This window comes from Leclercia sp. GLN_9, from assembly GCF_043105735.1.
Lineage (GTDB): Bacteria > Pseudomonadota > Gammaproteobacteria > Enterobacterales > Enterobacteriaceae > Enterobacter > Enterobacter adecarboxylatus.
On the sequence record NZ_JBICLV010000038.1, the window covers coordinates 85,004 to 100,549 of the forward strand.

12 protein-coding genes are annotated in these 15,546 nt (G+C 57.8%); 9 read left to right on the forward strand and 3 right to left on the reverse strand.

Going from position 1 to position 15,546, the window contains the following annotated elements:
- Positions 1 to 72 precede the first annotated feature (72 nt).
- Genes tamA through ACF8PE_RS20860 form a run of 3 tightly spaced genes read left to right on the forward strand, consistent with a single transcriptional unit; the run spans position 73 to position 5,926 of the window.
- Entirely contained in the window at positions 73 to 1,806 is a 1,734-nt protein-coding gene (tamA, locus tag ACF8PE_RS20850; RefSeq protein ID WP_032616226.1) for an autotransporter assembly complex protein TamA, read from the forward strand.
- Positions 1,803 to 5,579, forward strand: coding sequence for an autotransporter assembly complex protein TamB (gene tamB, locus ACF8PE_RS20855; RefSeq protein ID WP_262659184.1), 3,777 nt, complete (start codon positions 1,803 to 1,805; stop codon positions 5,577 to 5,579). Before tamA ends, tamB begins: the two co-directional genes overlap by 4 nt.
- A gap of 2 nt (positions 5,580 to 5,581) precedes the next feature.
- Positions 5,582 to 5,926, forward strand: coding sequence for a gamma-glutamylcyclotransferase (locus ACF8PE_RS20860; protein WP_032616228.1), 345 nt, complete (start codon positions 5,582 to 5,584; stop codon positions 5,924 to 5,926).
- 37 nt (positions 5,927 to 5,963) lie between these two features.
- Here the strand turns inward: ACF8PE_RS20860 and ACF8PE_RS20865 are convergent, their stop codons facing one another.
- Positions 5,964 to 7,547, reverse strand: a complete 1,584-nt coding sequence (locus ACF8PE_RS20865) for a methyl-accepting chemotaxis protein (protein ID WP_200142382.1) — start codon at positions 7,545 to 7,547, stop codon at positions 5,964 to 5,966.
- A gap of 219 nt (positions 7,548 to 7,766) precedes the next feature.
- Positions 7,767 to 8,294, reverse strand: a complete 528-nt coding sequence (ppa, locus tag ACF8PE_RS20870; RefSeq protein ID WP_032616230.1) for an inorganic diphosphatase — start codon at positions 8,292 to 8,294, stop codon at positions 7,767 to 7,769.
- A gap of 309 nt (positions 8,295 to 8,603) precedes the next feature.
- On the opposite strand from ppa, the gene ytfQ reads away from it, so the two are divergent.
- The 6 genes from ytfQ (at position 8,604) to ACF8PE_RS20900 (ending at position 15,215) form a co-directional block, all read left to right on the forward strand.
- Positions 8,604 to 9,560, forward strand: coding sequence for a galactofuranose ABC transporter substrate-binding protein YtfQ (gene ytfQ / locus ACF8PE_RS20875; RefSeq protein WP_032616231.1), 957 nt, complete (start codon positions 8,604 to 8,606; stop codon positions 9,558 to 9,560).
- Between the two features lie 54 nt (positions 9,561 to 9,614).
- Positions 9,615 to 10,037: a hypothetical protein gene (locus ACF8PE_RS20880; protein WP_127472126.1), complete on the forward strand. Its 423-nt coding sequence runs from the start codon at positions 9,615 to 9,617 to the stop codon at positions 10,035 to 10,037.
- Positions 10,027 to 11,529: a galactofuranose ABC transporter, ATP-binding protein YtfR gene (gene ytfR / locus ACF8PE_RS20885; protein ID WP_032616233.1), complete on the forward strand. Its 1,503-nt coding sequence runs from the start codon at positions 10,027 to 10,029 to the stop codon at positions 11,527 to 11,529. The genes ACF8PE_RS20880 and ytfR overlap by 11 nt, the downstream gene beginning before the upstream one ends.
- Positions 11,530 to 11,539: 10 nt before the next feature.
- Positions 11,540 to 12,565 carry a galactofuranose ABC transporter, ATP-binding protein YtfT gene (gene ytfT / locus ACF8PE_RS20890; RefSeq protein ID WP_163604553.1) on the forward strand — a complete coding sequence of 342 codons (1,026 nt, stop codon included), beginning with the start codon at positions 11,540 to 11,542 and terminating at the stop codon, positions 12,563 to 12,565.
- Positions 12,552 to 13,553, forward strand: a complete 1,002-nt coding sequence (gene yjfF, locus ACF8PE_RS20895) for a galactofuranose ABC transporter, permease protein YjfF (RefSeq protein WP_032616236.1) — start codon at positions 12,552 to 12,554, stop codon at positions 13,551 to 13,553. Before ytfT ends, yjfF begins: the two co-directional genes overlap by 14 nt.
- Positions 13,554 to 13,646: 93 nt before the next feature.
- Positions 13,647 to 15,215, forward strand: a complete 1,569-nt coding sequence (locus tag ACF8PE_RS20900) for a methyl-accepting chemotaxis protein (protein ID WP_117386815.1) — start codon at positions 13,647 to 13,649, stop codon at positions 15,213 to 15,215.
- Here ACF8PE_RS20900 and ACF8PE_RS20905 read toward each other — a convergent pair.
- On the reverse strand, positions 15,190 to 15,546 hold the full coding sequence (locus ACF8PE_RS20905) for a LysR family transcriptional regulator (RefSeq protein ID WP_051916100.1): 357 nt from the start codon (positions 15,544 to 15,546) through the stop codon (positions 15,190 to 15,192). The genes ACF8PE_RS20900 and ACF8PE_RS20905 overlap by 26 nt on opposite strands.

Sequence of the window (15,546 nt, forward strand, 5' to 3'; positions counted from 1 at the left end):
ATGCCGTGATCTGCCGCGGAGCGGCAATTCATCTGCTTCCAGGGGTGGAAACAAGGATATTCAGGAGAAAACGTGCCAAAAATCCGCCAGTTATGTTTAGTCAGTTTCTTGCTGACAAGCGGAATCGCCGACGCGGCGAATGTTCGTTTGCAGGTTGAGGGGTTATCCGGGAAACTGGAAAAAAACGTACGCGCACAGCTCTCCACGATCCAGAGCGACGAAGTGACGCCAGACCGTCGCTTCCGCGCCCGCGTGGATGACGCCATCCGTGGCGGTTTAAAAGCGCTCGGCTACTACGAACCCACTATCGATTTCGAACTGCGTCCACCTCCGGCCAAAGGGCGGCAGGTATTGATTGCCCGCGTCAAGCCGGGCGAGCCGGTGCTGATCGGCGGCACGGACGTGGTGCTGCGCGGCGGCGCGCGCACGGATCACGACTACCTCGATCTGCTGAATACGCGACCGAAAAACGGCACCGTGCTTAATCACAGCGATTACGACGGCTTCAAAAAAGATCTGACCAAAGTAGCGCTGCGCAAAGGCTATTTCGACAGTCAGTTCAATAAAAGCCAGCTGGGCATTGCCCTCGACAGACGCCTGGCATTCTGGGATATCGACTACGACAGCGGCGAACGTTACCGCTTTGGCGACGTCACCTTTGAAGGGTCGCAAATTCGCGACGAATATCTGCAAAATCTGATCCCCTTCAAAGAGGGCGACTATTACCAGTCGAAAGATCTGGCCGAGCTTAACCGCCGCCTCTCTGCCACCGGCTGGTTTAACTCAGTAGTGGTAGCCCCAGAATTTGATAAAGCGCGGCAGACCAAAGTGCTGCCGCTGCACGGCGTGGTCTCGCCACGCACCGAGAACACCATTGAGACCGGGGTAGGTTACTCCACCGACGTCGGCCCGCGGGTCAAAGCGACGTGGAAAAAGCCGTGGATGAACTCCTACGGCCATAGCCTGACCACCAACGCCAGCATCTCTGCTCCCGAACAGCAGCTGGATTTCAGCTATAAAATGCCGCTGCTGAAAAACCCGCTTGAGCAATATTACCTGGTGCAGGGCGGCTTTAAGCGCACCGATCTGAACGATACCGAAGCCGACTCCACGACCCTCGCCGTGTCGCGCTACTGGGATCTCTCCAGCGGCTGGCAGCGCGCCATTAACCTGCGCTGGAGCCTCGACCACTTTACGCAGGCCAATGTAACTAACACCACCATGCTGCTCTATCCGGGGGTGATGATCAGCCGGACCCGCTCCCGCGGCGGGCTGATGCCGACCTGGGGCGATTCACAGCGCTATTCAGTGGATTATTCCAATACCGCCTGGGGTTCAGATGTCGATTTTGTCGTGGTGCAGGCGCAGAACGCCTGGATCCGCACCCTCTACGATCGTCACCGCTTCGTGATGCGCGGCAATCTGGGCTGGATTGAGACCGGCGATTTCGAAAAAGTGCCGCCGGATCTTCGCTTCTTCGCCGGGGGCGATCGCAGTATTCGTGGCTATAAATACAAATCCATCGCGCCAAAAGATGACGACGGCAAGCTGATCGGGGCCTCGAAGCTGGCCACCGGCTCGCTGGAGTATCAATACAACGTCACCGGAAAATGGTGGGGTGCGACCTTTATCGACAGCGGGGAAGCGGTAAGCGATATCCGCCGCAGCGACTTCAAAACCGGCGCGGGCGTCGGGGTGCGCTGGGAATCCCCGGTCGGGCCGATCAAGCTCGATTTCGCCGTGCCGGTGGGTGATAAAGATGAACACGGTTTACAGTTTTACATCGGTCTGGGGCCTGAATTATGAGTTTATGGAAGAAAATCAGCCTCGGCGTTGTGCTGTTTGTTCTGCTGCTGCTGTCTGCGGTGGCCTTTCTGGTGGGCACCACCAGCGGGCTGCATCTGCTGTTTAAGGCGGCCAACCGTTGGGTGCCGGGGCTGGAGATTGGCCAGGTCACCGGCGGCTGGCGCGACCTGCATCTGAAAAACGTCCGCTATGACCAGCCGGGCGTGGCGGTCACCGCGGGCGATCTGCACCTGGCGGTGAAGCTCAGCTGTCTGCGTGACAGCAGCCTGTGCGTTAACGATCTGTCGTTAAAAGACGTGTTCGTGACGATCGATTCGAAAAAAATGCCGGAAGCGGCACCGCCTGCTGAAGAGGAGAGCGGGCCGCTGGATCTCTCCACGCCATACCCGATTTCGCTTAACCGGGTGGCGCTGAATAATGTCAACGTCAAAATCGACGACACCACCGTGTCGGTGATGGACTTCACCTCGGGCCTGCGCTGGCAGGAGAAAAACCTGACCCTGACGCCGACCGCCCTGCAGGGGCTGCTGATTGCCCTGCCGAAAGTGGCGGACGTGGCGCAGGAGGAGATCGTCGAGCCAAAAATTCAGAATCCGAAGCCGGAAGAGAAGCCGCTGGGCGAAACGCTGAAAGATCTCTTCTCTAAACCGGTCCTGCCGGAGATGACCGACGTTCATCTGCCGCTGAACCTCAACATCGAAGAGTTTAAGGGCGAGCAACTGCGCCTGACCGGCGATACGGACCTGACGGTCTTCAACATGCTGCTGAAGGTGAGCAGTATCGACGGCAATATGAAGCTCGACGCGCTGGATATCGACACCAACCAGGGGAGCGTCAACGCCACCGGTAATGCGCAGCTGCGCGATAACTGGCCGGTGGACATCACTCTCAACAGCAGCCTGAACATCGACCCCATCAAGGGCGAAAAGGTGAAGCTGAAGGTCGGCGGTGCCCTGCGCGAGCAACTGGAGTTTGGCGTGAACCTCTCCGGTCCGGTGGATCTGGTGCTGCGCGGCCAGACCCGGCTTGCAGAGGCGGGCCTGCCCCTCAACCTGGAAGTGGTCAGTGAACAGCTGTACTGGCCCTTCACCGGCGAGAAGCAGTATCAGGCCGATGACGTGAAGCTGAAGCTCACCGGTAAAATGACCGACTACACCCTGTCGTTCCGCACTGCGGTGAAAGGGGAGGGGCTACCGCCTGCGGGCATTACCCTTGATGCGAAGGGCAACGAACAGCAGATCAACCTCGATAAGCTGACGGTCGCGGCGCTGGAGGGCAAAACCGAGCTGACGGCGCTGCTCGACTGGCAGCAGGCGATCAGCTGGCGCGGGGAGCTGAAGCTCACCGGGATCAACACCGCCAAAGAGGTGCCGGACTGGCCATCGAAGCTCGACGGCCTGATTAAAACCCGCGGCAGTCTGTACGGTGGCAGCTGGCAGATGGATGTGCCGGAGCTGAAAATTACCGGCAACGTGAAGCAGAACAAAGTGGATGTGCATGGCTCGCTGAAGGGCAACAGCTACCTGCAGTGGATCATTCCCGGCCTGCACGTGGCGCTGGGCCGCAATACCGCCGACATCAAGGGCGAGCTGGGGGTTAAAGATCTGGATCTGGATGCCACTATCGACGCGCCGAATCTTGATAATGCTCTGCCGGGGCTGGGCGGAACGGCGAAAGGGCTGGTGAAAGTGCGCGGCACGGTCGAGGCCCCGCAGCTTCTGGCTGACATCACCGCTAACGGCCTGCGCTGGCAGGAACTCACCATCGCCCGCGTGCGCGTCGATGGCGATGTGAAATCCACCGACCAGATCGCCGGACACATGAACCTGCGCGTGGATCGTATTTCGCAGCCGGGGGTTAACCTTAATCAGGTCACCCTGGAGGCCAAAGGCAGCGAGAAACAGCACGACCTCCAGCTGCGCGTCCAGGGCGATCCGATCTCGGGTCAGCTGCATCTGGCGGGCAGTTTTGACCGCAAAGAGATGCGCTGGAAAGGCACGCTCGACAACACCCGCTTCGCCACCCCGGTGGGGCCGTGGTCGTTAACCCGCTCGATTGCGCTGGATTACCGCAATGCGGAGCAGAAGGTCAGCATCGGGCCACACTGCTGGACCAACCCGAACGCTGAGCTGTGCGTGCCGCAGACCATTGATGCCGGGGCCGAAGGGCGGGCGGTAGTGAACCTCAATCGCTTTGACCTGGCGATGCTCAAACCGTTTATGCCGGACGCCACCCAGGCCAGCGGCGTGTTTAGCGGTAAAGCGGATGTGGCCTGGGATACTACCAAACCGGGGCTGCCGCAGGGCAACGTCACGCTCTCCGGGCGCAACGTGAAGGTCACCCAGGTGGTGAACGACGCGCCGCTGCCGCTGGCATTCACCACGCTCAATCTTACCGCCGATCTGCACAACAACCGCGCCGAGCTGGGCTGGCTGATCCGCCTCGCCAACAACGGCCAGTTTGATGGCCAGATCCAGGTAACCGATCCGCAAGGGCAGCGTAACCTGGGCGGCAACGTCAATATCCGCAATCTCAACCTGGCGATGGCCAACGCCATTTTCTCCCGGGGCGAGAAAGCGGCAGGGATGCTGAACGCTAACCTGCGGCTGGCCGGTAACGCGCAAAGCCCGCAGCTCTTCGGTCAGATGCAACTGAACGGGGTCGATATCGACGGCAACTTTATGCCGTTCGATATGCTGCCGAGCCAGCTGGCGATGAACTTCAACGGCATGAGCTCGACGCTGACCGGGACCGTACGCACCCAGCAGGGGCAGATCAACCTCAGCGGCGATGCCGACTGGAGCCAAATCGATAACTGGCGCGCCCGGGTGGCGGCTAAAGGCAGCAAGGTGCGCATCACGGTGCCGCCAATGGTGCGTTTAGACGTCTCGCCGGACGTGGTCTTTGAGGCCACGCCACAGCTGTTCACTCTTGATGGCCGGGTCGATGTGCCGTGGGCGCGTATTGTGGTGCATGACCTGCCGGAAAGCGCGGTGGGCGTCTCCAGCGACGAGGTGATGCTCGATAAAAATCTGCAGCCGGAAGAGACCAAGCGGGCTTCTATCCCGATCAACAGCAACCTGATCGTGCATGTGGGCAACAACGTGCGGCTGGATGCCTTTGGCCTGAAGGCGAGGCTCACCGGCGATCTGAAGGTCGCGCAGGATAAACAGGGGCTGGGCCTGAACGGGCAGATCACTATCCCGGAAGGGCGCTTCCACGCTTACGGGCAGGATCTGCTTGTCCGCAAAGGCGAGCTGCTCTTCTCCGGTCCACCGGATCAGCCGCTGCTGAATATCGAGGCGATTCGTAATCCAGAGGCCACCGAGAATGACGTGATCGCCGGGGTGCGAGTCACCGGCACCGCTGACGAACCGAAAGCGGAGATATTCTCCGACCCGGCCATGTCCCAGCAGGAAGCGCTCTCATACCTGCTGCGTGGGCAAGGTCTGGACAGCAATCAGAGCGACAGTGCGGCGATGACTTCAATGTTAGTCGGTCTGGGGGTTGCACAAAGTGGTCAGGTTGTGGGTAAAATCGGGGAGACGTTTGGCGTAAGCAATCTGGCGCTGGACACCCAGGGGGTCGGTGACTCTTCACAGGTGGTGGTCAGTGGCTATGTACTGCCGGGTCTGCAGGTGAAATATGGCGTGGGGATCTTTGACTCGCTGGCGACACTCACGTTACGCTATCGCCTGATGCCTAAGCTATATCTGGAAGCGGTGTCTGGCGTAGATCAGGCACTCGATTTGCTCTATCAGTTTGAGTTTTAGCAATGCGAATATTTGTCTACGGCAGTTTACGAACCAAGCAGGGCAACAGCCACTGGATGACCAACGCCCAGTTGCTGGGGGATTACAGTATCGAGAACTACCAGTTGTACAGCCTGGGCCACTATCCAGGCGCGGTTCCGGGGAACGGAGCAGTACAGGGTGAGGTTTATCGTATTGATAATGCCACGCTGGCTGAACTTGATGCCTTGCGCACTAAAGGCGGGGAATATGCTCGCCGGTTGATCCAGACGCCCTACGGCAGTGCCTGGATGTACGTGTACCAACGTCCGGTCGATGGCCTGACGCTGATTGAAAGCGGTAACTGGTTAGACAGAGACCAGTACTGAGATCAACAACGCCACCCTCGGGTGGCGTTGTTTTTTGTTATGCCCCTTCCTGGCGCAGCTTAAAGATCTGCACCGTCTCCAGTAGCTGTTCAGCCTGGCGATGCATCGCCTGTGCCGCCGCGGACGACTCCTGCGAAAGCGTAGCGTTTTGCTGCGTGGCGGCATCCATATGGGTGACGGCCACGTTCACCTGATCGATGCCCGTGCTTTGCTCGTGGCTGGCTAACGAAATTGCCTCAATCAGTTCACTCACCTTGCTGACGCTTTGCAGAATACCGGCCATGGCAATCCCGGCTTCTTTGACCTGACCATTACCCTCATCGATGCGGCTGACAGAGCGATCGATAAGGATGCGAATCTCTTTGGCGGCCGAGGCAGAACGCTGGGCCAGGGCGCGCACTTCAGCCGCGACTACCGCGAATCCGCGGCCTTCGGTTCCCGCCCGGGCGGCTTCGACCGCGGCGTTCAGCGCGAGGATGTTGGTCTGGAAGGCGATACTGTCGATCATGCTGATGATAGTGTTGATCTCGCTGGAGAAATTATGGATCTCGCTCATGGTCTGCATGGCACGATCCACGGCTTCCTCCCCCTGACGCGCCACCTGACGGGCATTACGAGCCAGATCGCTGGCGGTTCGTGAATGTTCCGCGTTGCTTTTGACCACCGAGGTCAGCTCTTCCATCGACGCGGCGGTCTGCTCCAGGGCACTGGCCTGGGCTTCGTTACGTGAAGAGAGTTCATGGCTGCCACTGGCAATCTGTGCCGAGGCGGTGGCGATGGTCTCAGTGCCGCTGCGTACCCCGGACACAATGCGGGTCAGGTTGATGTTCATCTCTTGCAGGGCATGCATCAGTTCGGCCGTCTCATCGCGACCGGCAACTGTAAAGCGGGACTGCAAATCCCCGGCGGCCACGGTACGGGCGATGCTCACAGCCTGGGCCAGCGGCCGGGTGATGCTGCGGATTAACCACCAGGTCACCAGCATTCCGGCGCCGAGCGTTAACGCCATCGTCAGCGCCAGCATCCAGCGGGTCTGCTGATAGCGGGCCTGGTTCTGGTCAGCGATCTGCTGGTGAAGCATCTTTGCGTGCTGGAGAGTGTTCGCCACCACCTCGTCGATCATTCTGGTCGGTTCGCGGTCAATGCCAGTGACCTGCTTATCCACGCGCTGGGCGCTGGTCACATCCCCCACCTGATAATCGGTCAGCGCTTTCAGGTACTGTTGCTCCAGCCCGGCGTGGATCTGCCGGGTTGCCAGCACCTCGCGGTTATCCATACCGATTTTGGGCAGCAGCTCGCTCAAATGGGTGAGCAGCGCCTGGGTGGCCTGGCTCTCGCGGCTAAAAGCATTTTTGTATTTATCGAACGCCTCCTGCCCCTGGGCACCGCGCAGCAGGGTGTTTTTCCACTCTTGCACCTGGATTTTAAACTGCACCTGGGCGCTACGTGCAGTGTCGATGCTTTCCGTGATGGACTGTTCCATTGCCATAATGCGTTGTTGCTGCGTCAGGCTGTCGTTGTTAATCGCCAGGCCGCGCAACCCGGTGAAGAGTGTTGCAAGCAGCAGCAGTGCGGCCAGCAATCCTAGCCGCTGGCCAATTGTAAGGGTGTTGATTTTCATCTGTAGCAGGTATTTCCCTGGTGGAATAAAGCGATCGTGATCACGTAACGGAGGTATCGACCGAGGGCAGACAGACTTTAAGGGCGCAGAAGGGGAATAAGACAGGCTAAACGCGCTATCTCGTTAATATACAGAGAGAAAAAGGGTGTGTGACATTTTCGTGACAATTGACGGGCATAAAAAAGCCCCGACAAATCGGGGCTTTTTACACGTTAAGAATTACTTCTTAGCGCGCTCAAAGGAGGCAATGATTTCAGCTTTAGCCGCTTCTGCATTGTCCCAACCTTCCACTTTCACCCATTTGCCTTTCTCGAGATCTTTGTAGTGCTCGAAGAAGTGGGCGATCTGCGCTTTCAGCAGTTCTGGCAGGTCGTTCACATCTTTGATGTGATCGTACTCTTTGCTCAGCTTGGTGTGCGGTACCGCAACCAGTTTCGCATCTTCACCGGCTTCGTCGGTCATTTTCAGAACACCAACCGGACGGCAGCGGATTACGGAACCAGGCTGCAGTGGGTATGGGGTTGGGACCAGCACGTCTACCGGGTCACCGTCCAGAGACAGGGTGTGGTTGATGTAACCGTAGTTGCACGGATAGAACATCGCGGTAGACATGAAACGGTCAACGAACAGCGCACCGGTGTCTTTGTCGATTTCGTATTTGATAGGATCAGCGTTCGCCGGGATTTCGATAACTACGTAGATGTCTTCCGGCAGTTCTTTACCCGCTGGGACGTTGAGTAAGCTCATGTCTGTGTCCTTTAAAATGATTGGTAATCAAGTGGCGAGTATTATAGCCAACTGACGCGGAATGTCTTCGCCTGTTTTCATCCTTCACCGCTTCTGAGTGCCAGTATTAGACCTTTCTCATGACAAGATAATCCATAAACTTAGCCGCATCTTTAATGGCTCAATGAAAGCGATTACAAACTTGTGATTAACGTTTTATTCACTTCTTCGAAGTGTGATGTAACACACTCCGTTACATCTCGTATTGTCTATAGTCATTTCGCAGAACACCTTTTACCCAACAATAAACTACCCTACGAGGACGTTCTTATGTGGAAGCGCTTACTTCTTGTCACAGCAGTTTCAGCAGCCATGTCGTCTATGGCAATGGCCGCCCCATTAACCGTAGGATTCGCTCAAGTCGGCTCAGAATCAGGCTGGCGAGCAGCTGAAACCAACGTCGCGAAAAGCGAGGCCGAAAAGCGCGGCATCACGCTGAAAATCGCTGACGGTCAGCAAAAACAGGAAAACCAGATCAAAGCGGTGCGTTCTTTTATCGCCCAGGGCGTTGACGCCATCTTCATTGCGCCGGTCGTGGCAACGGGCTGGGAGCCGGTATTGAAAGAAGCCAAAGATGCCGAAATTCCGGTGTTCCTGCTTGATCGTTCCATCGATGTAAAAGACAAATCTCTCTATATGACCACCGTCACTGCCGACAACGTGCTGGAAGGCAAATTGATCGGTGAATGGCTGGTGAAGCAGGTGGATGGCAAGCCATGTAACGTGGTGGAACTGCAGGGCACCGTCGGTGCCAGCGTGGCCATCGACCGTAAGAAAGGCTTTGCCGATGCTATTTCCAAAGCGTCAAACATCAAGATTATCCGTTCTCAGTCCGGCGACTTCACCCGCAGTAAAGGGAAAGAGGTCATGGAAAGCTTTATCAAAGCCGAGAACAACGGCAAAAACATCTGCATGGTTTACGCCCATAACGATGACATGGTGATCGGCGCCATTCAGGCTATTAAAGAAGCGGGTCTGAAACCAGGCACCGATATCCTGACAGGCTCTATCGACGGCGTACCAGACATCTATAAAGCGATGATCGACAAAGAGGCCAACGCCAGCGTTGAGCTGACGCCAAACATGGCTGGTCCGGCTTTCGATGCGCTGGAAAAATTCAAGAAAGACGGCACCATGCCAGAGAAAGTCACCATCACCAAATCCACGCTTTATCTGCCTGATACCGCAAAAGAAGAGTTAGAGAAAAAGAAAAATATGGGCTACTAAGCCTTAACCCCTCACCCCTGCCCTCTCCCCATAGGGGAGAGGGAGAAAGGCGGGTTGGGCAGAAAATTAAAGCCTGCACCATCAATTCCCTCTTCCCATAGAAGAGAGGGAGAAAGGCGGGTTGGGCAGGAAATTAAAGCCTGGCACGTTCAATTCCCTCTTCTCATAGAGGAGAGGGGGAAAGGCGGGTTGGGCAGAAAATTAAAGCCTGCACCATCAATTCCCTCTTCTCATAGAGGAGAGGGGAAAAGGCGGATTGGGCAGAAAAGTAAAGCCTGGCACCATCAATTCCCTCTTCTCATAGAGGAGAGGGGGAAAGGCGGGTTGGGCAGAAAATTAAAGCCTGCACTATCAATTCCCTCTTCTCATAGAGGAGAGGGAGAAAGGCGGGTTGGGCAGAAAATTAAAGATTTGCACGATCAATTCCCTCTCCCCTCCGGGGAGAGGGTTAGGGTGAGGGGGAAATATGACCACTGAACAACACCAGGAAATCCTCCGCACAGAGGGCTTAAGCAAATTCTTCCCCGGCGTAAAAGCTCTGGATAACGTCGATTTTAGCCTGCGGCGCGGCGAGATCATGGCCCTTCTTGGGGAAAACGGCGCGGGTAAATCCACGCTGATTAAAGCTCTGACCGGCGTGTATCACGCCGATCGCGGCACTATCTGGCTGGAAGGCCAGGCCATTTCGCCAAAAAATACCGCCCATGCCCAGCAGCTGGGGATCGGGACGGTCTATCAGGAAGTGAACCTGCTGCCGAACATGTCGGTCGCTGATAACCTGTTTATTGGTCGCGAGCCGCGGCGTTTTGGCTTTTTGCGCCGCAAAGAGATGGAGGCCCGCGCCACCCGGCTGATGGAATCCTACGGCTTTTCCCTCGACGTGCGCGAACCGTTGAACCGTTTTTCGGTGGCGATGCAGCAGATCGTCGCTATCTGCCGCGCTATCGATCTCTCTGCCAAAGTGCTGATCCTCGATGAACCCACCGCCAGCCTGGATACCCAGGAGGTGGAGATGCTCTTCACCCTGATGCGTCAGCTGCGCGATCAGGGGGTGAGCCTGATTTTTGTCACCCACTTCCTCGATCAGGTCTACGAAGTGAGCGACCGCATTACCGTGCTGCGTAATGGCGGCTTTGTTGGCTGTCGCGAAACCCGCGAGCTGCCGCAAATCGAGCTGGTGAAAATGATGCTTGGCCGCGAGCTGGAGACCAACGCCCTCCAGCGTGCGGGCCGGACGCTGCTAAGTGAAAAGCCCATTGCGGCGTTCAAGGATTACGGCAAGAAAGGCACCATTGCGCCGTTTAACCTGGAAGTCCGCCCTGGCGAGATCGTCGGCCTGGCGGGGCTGTTGGGTTCAGGCCGTACCGAAACCGCAGAGGTGATCTTCGGCATTAAACCAGCCGACACCGGCACTGCGCTGATCAAAGGTAAACCCCAGGCGCTGCGTTCGCCGCATCAGGCCTCCAGCCTCGGGATCGGCTTCTGCCCGGAAGATCGCAAAACCGACGGGATTATTGCCGCGGCCTCCGTGCGTGAAAACATTATTCTGGCCCTGCAGGCCCAGCGCGGCTGGCTGCGGCCAATCCCACGTAAAGAGCAGAACGCCATTGCCGAACGCTTTATTCGCCAACTGGGGATCCGCACCCCGAGCGCCGAACAGCCCATCGAATTTCTCTCGGGCGGCAACCAGCAGAAGGTGCTGCTGTCGCGCTGGCTCCTGACCAAACCGCAGTTCCTGATCCTCGACGAGCCGACACGGGGCATCGACGTGGGGGCGCATGCGGAGATTATCCGCCTGATCGAAACGCTCTGCGCCGACGGCCTGGCGCTACTGGTGATCTCCTCGGAACTGGAGGAGTTGGTGGGCTATGCCGATCGCGTGATCATCATGCGTGACCGGCAGCAGGTGGCCGAGATCCCGCTGGACGGGCTGTCCGTTCCGGCAATCATGAACGCCATTGCGGCATAAGGAGTAGATCGTGATGCCACGTTCGCTGACTCAAACTGGCGAGCCGAAACGCCGCTTCCGCTGGCCCACCGGGACGCCGCAAATCATTGCGCTGCTGCTGGTGTTACTGGTGGATAGCCTCGTTTCGCCGCATTTCTATCAGATTATCCTTCAGGATGGCCGCCTGTTCGGCAGCCCGATTGATATCTTAAACCGCGCGGCCCCGGTGGCCCTGCTGGCGATTGGCATGACCCTGGTGATCGCCACTGGCGGTATCGACCTGTCGGTAGGGGCGGTGATGGCTATCGCGGGCGCCACAGCGGCCTCGATGACCGTGGCCGGACACAGCCTGCCGGTGGTGCTGCTGGTGACCCTGGGAACGGGCGTGCTGGCGGGGTTGTGGAACGGCATCCTGGTGGCGATCCTCAAAATACAGCCCTTCGTTGCCACCCTGATCCTGATGGTGGCCGGACGCGGGGTGGCGCAGCTGATCACCTCCGGGCAGATCGTTACCTTTAACGCCCCCAATCTGGCGTGGATCGGCAGCGGCTCGCTGCTGTTCTTCCCGACGCCGGTGATTATCGTAGTGGTGACGCTGATTGCGTTCTGGCTGTTCACCCGCAAAACCGCCCTCGGGATGTTCATTGAAGCGGTGGGGATTAACATTCGCGCGGCGAAAAACGCCGGGGTCAGCACCCGCCTGATGGTGATGCTGACCTACGTCTTAAGCGGGGTCTGCGCCGCCATCGCCGGGATCATTGTCGCGGCCGATATACGCGGAGCCGACGCCAACAACGCGGGCCTGTGGCTGGAGCTGGATGCGATCCTCGCGGTGGTCATCGGCGGCGGGTCGCTGATGGGCGGGCGCTTTAACCTGCTGCTGTCGGTGATTGGCGCGCTGATTATCCAGGGCATGAACACCGGGATCCTGCTGTCTGGTTTCTCGCCCGAGTTAAACCAGGTGGTGAAAGCGGTAGTGGTACTCTGCGTGCTGATCGTCCAGTCGCCGCGCTTTATCAGTCTTATTAAGGGGATGCGTGGCCATGATAAAACGTAATTTACCGTTAATGATCACCCTGGGCGTGTTCGTGCTGGGCTATCTCTACTGTCTGACGCAATTCCCCGGTTTTGCCTCGACGCGTGTGATCTGCAACATCCTGACCGATAACGCCTTTCTTGGGATCATTGCCGTCGGCATGACCTTCGTGATCCTCTCCGGCGGGATCGACCTCTCCGTTGGGTCAGTGATCGCCTTTACTGGCGTCTTCCTGGCGAAAGCGATCGGCTACTGGGGGATCTCCCCACTGCTGGCCTTCCCGCTGGTGCTGGTGATGGGCTGCGCCTTCGGCGCCTTTATGGGGTTGTTGATTGATGCGCTGAAGATCCCGGCGTTCATTATCACCCTCGCCGGGATGTTCTTCCTGCGCGGCGTCAGCTATCTGGTATCGGAAGAGTCGATCCCGATTAACCATCCGGTTTACGACACGCTCTCCAGCCTGGCGTGGAAAATTCCCGGCGGCGGCCGTCTGAGTATTCTCGGGCTGGTGATGCTGGGCGTGGTGGTGATCGGTATTTTCCTCGCCCACCGTACCCGCTTCGGTAACGAGGTGTACGCCATCGGCGGCAGCGCGACCTCTGCCAACCTGATGGGCATCTCCACCCGCAGCACCACCATCCGTATCTATATGCTCTCAACCGGGCTGGCGACGCTGGCGGGGATTGTCTTCTCCATCTATACCCAGGCAGGCTATGCCCTGGCGGGTGTGGGCGTTGAGCTGGACGCGATTGCCTCGGTGGTGATTGGCGGCACGCTGCTGAGCGGCGGGGTCGGCACGGTGCTGGGGACGCTGTTTGGCGTGGCGATCCAGGGGCTGATCCAGACCTATATCAACTTCGACGGCACGCTGAGTTCCTGGTGGACCAAGATTGCGATAGGCATCCTGCTGTTTATCTTTATCGCCCTGCAGCGCGGTCTGACGGTGCTCTGGGAGAACCGCCAAAGCTCGCCTGTCACCCGCGTGAGCACAACGACCAGCAAGGGATAACTTGCTGAATTTTCGCAATGTCTAAATCTTTTCCGGTAGCGGCCGATAACCCTTAATTCTGTCCAGATTTATCTCGCTACCGGAAATTACATCATGCTTAAAACGCTATCGATTCGTACCGGCTTGCTTTCGTTACTGGCCGTCATGACCCTCCTGCTGCTGCTCGTCAGCGGTATCGGCATTTATGCCCTCACACAAAGTTCCGCTTCACTGCAGCGCATTAATCATCTTCAGGGTGAACAGCTGGTGCAGCTTAACTCGGGCTACACCCTGATCCTGCGCGCGCGCAACGAAGCAGGGCAGGCCGTGCGCATGATGGAGGTGGGTCTGCTGGATGACGCCGCAAAAGCGGTGAAAAACATCAATGATGAAATCACGCAGGCACAAACCACGTTGAAAAACGTGATCGATAGCGGGGTAAACGATCCCGAAGGCGAACTGCTGCTGAAGAAGGTTGCGGCAAGCCTCGCAGCCTATAATGACCAGGGGATCGTGCCGATGCAGAACGCGCTGAAAGAGCAGAGCGCGGATGCCTATTACGATCTGCTGGAGAACCATCTGGTGCCGGTGGCACGTCAGTTTGATAACGACATGCAGGCCTTCCAGACCTGGAGCAACAGCCGCGGTAAAGCCGAAGTGGCGGCGGTGCAGGCCAGTAAAAACCGGGTAATGATGCTGATTATCGTCGCCGCGCTGCTGACCGCCGGGATTATTGTGCTGGCCTGGCTGGCACTGCGTCATATGCTCCTGAAGCCTCTCTCCACCTCTATCGCCCAGCTTGAACACGTGGCTGCCGGGGATTTGACCCACACTCTGCCTGTGCCCGTAAGTCAGGAGTTTAACCGCCTGAATGCCGCCATCGAAGCGATGCGCCAGTCGCTGATGGGATCGGTGCTGCGCGTGCGTGATGCCAGTTCCCAGATCGACACCGGCAGCCGGGAGCTGACCGCCGGCAACATGCATCTTGCCCAGCGCACCGAATCCACCGCCACCTCGCTGGAGCAGACCGCAGCCAGCATGGAAGAGCTTACGGCCACGGTGAAACAGAACGCCCATAACGCCGAGCAGGCACATCAGGTGGCGAAGACGATGTCTGACACCGCTGACCGCGGCAGCGAAATGGTGTGCTACGTGATTGAGAAGATGCGCGATATCTCCGGCAGCGCCGACCGTATCGCCGATATTCTCAGCGTTATCGACGGCATTGCCTTCCAGACCAATATCCTGGCGCTAAACGCCTCGGTAGAGGCCGCCCGCGCGGGTGAGCAGGGTCGTGGTTTTGCGGTGGTGGCCGGTGAAGTGCGTATACTCGCCAGCCGCAGCGCCGATGCGGCAAAAGAGATCCGTACCCTGATTAGCGACTCGCAGTCACACGTCAGCGAAGGCAGCGAACTGGCGCAGCAGGCGGGTGAAACCATGGATGAGATCGCCAGCGAGGTCATGCGCATGACTCGCCTGATGCGTGAGATTGCTAACGCATCGCACGAGCAGAGCAGGGGCATTGAGCAGGTTAATATTGCGGTCAATCAGATGGACGAAACCGCCCAGCAAAACGCGGCGCTGGTCCAGCAGTCTTCCGCCGCGACGCGCTCGCTGGAAGAGCAGTCGCGCGAGCTTATCGAGGCGATGTCGTCGTTTAAACTGTCGATGCAACAGGCGTAGCATCATCACATTCCGGCGCTGTAACAGGCGCCGGAATGCTCTCACCCATGGACGGCGCATTGGCGATCTGGTCATGGATCAAGCCCAGCAGTTTTTCCATCTCGACGGTCAAATGCAGCGCATAAGGCGTTGGCTCCAGAAATAGACCCTGGCGGGTAAACAGCGGCACATTAAAAAGCATCCCAAAGCGTTTCAACGCCATGCTCACGGCCGGTCTGGACATATCAAGACGTAAAGAGGCTTTGGCCATACTCCCGCACCTGACAACTTCAATAAAGATCGGAATCAGATTGAGGTCGATCCCAGTAGCTGCGCGAGAGAGATTTTTCAT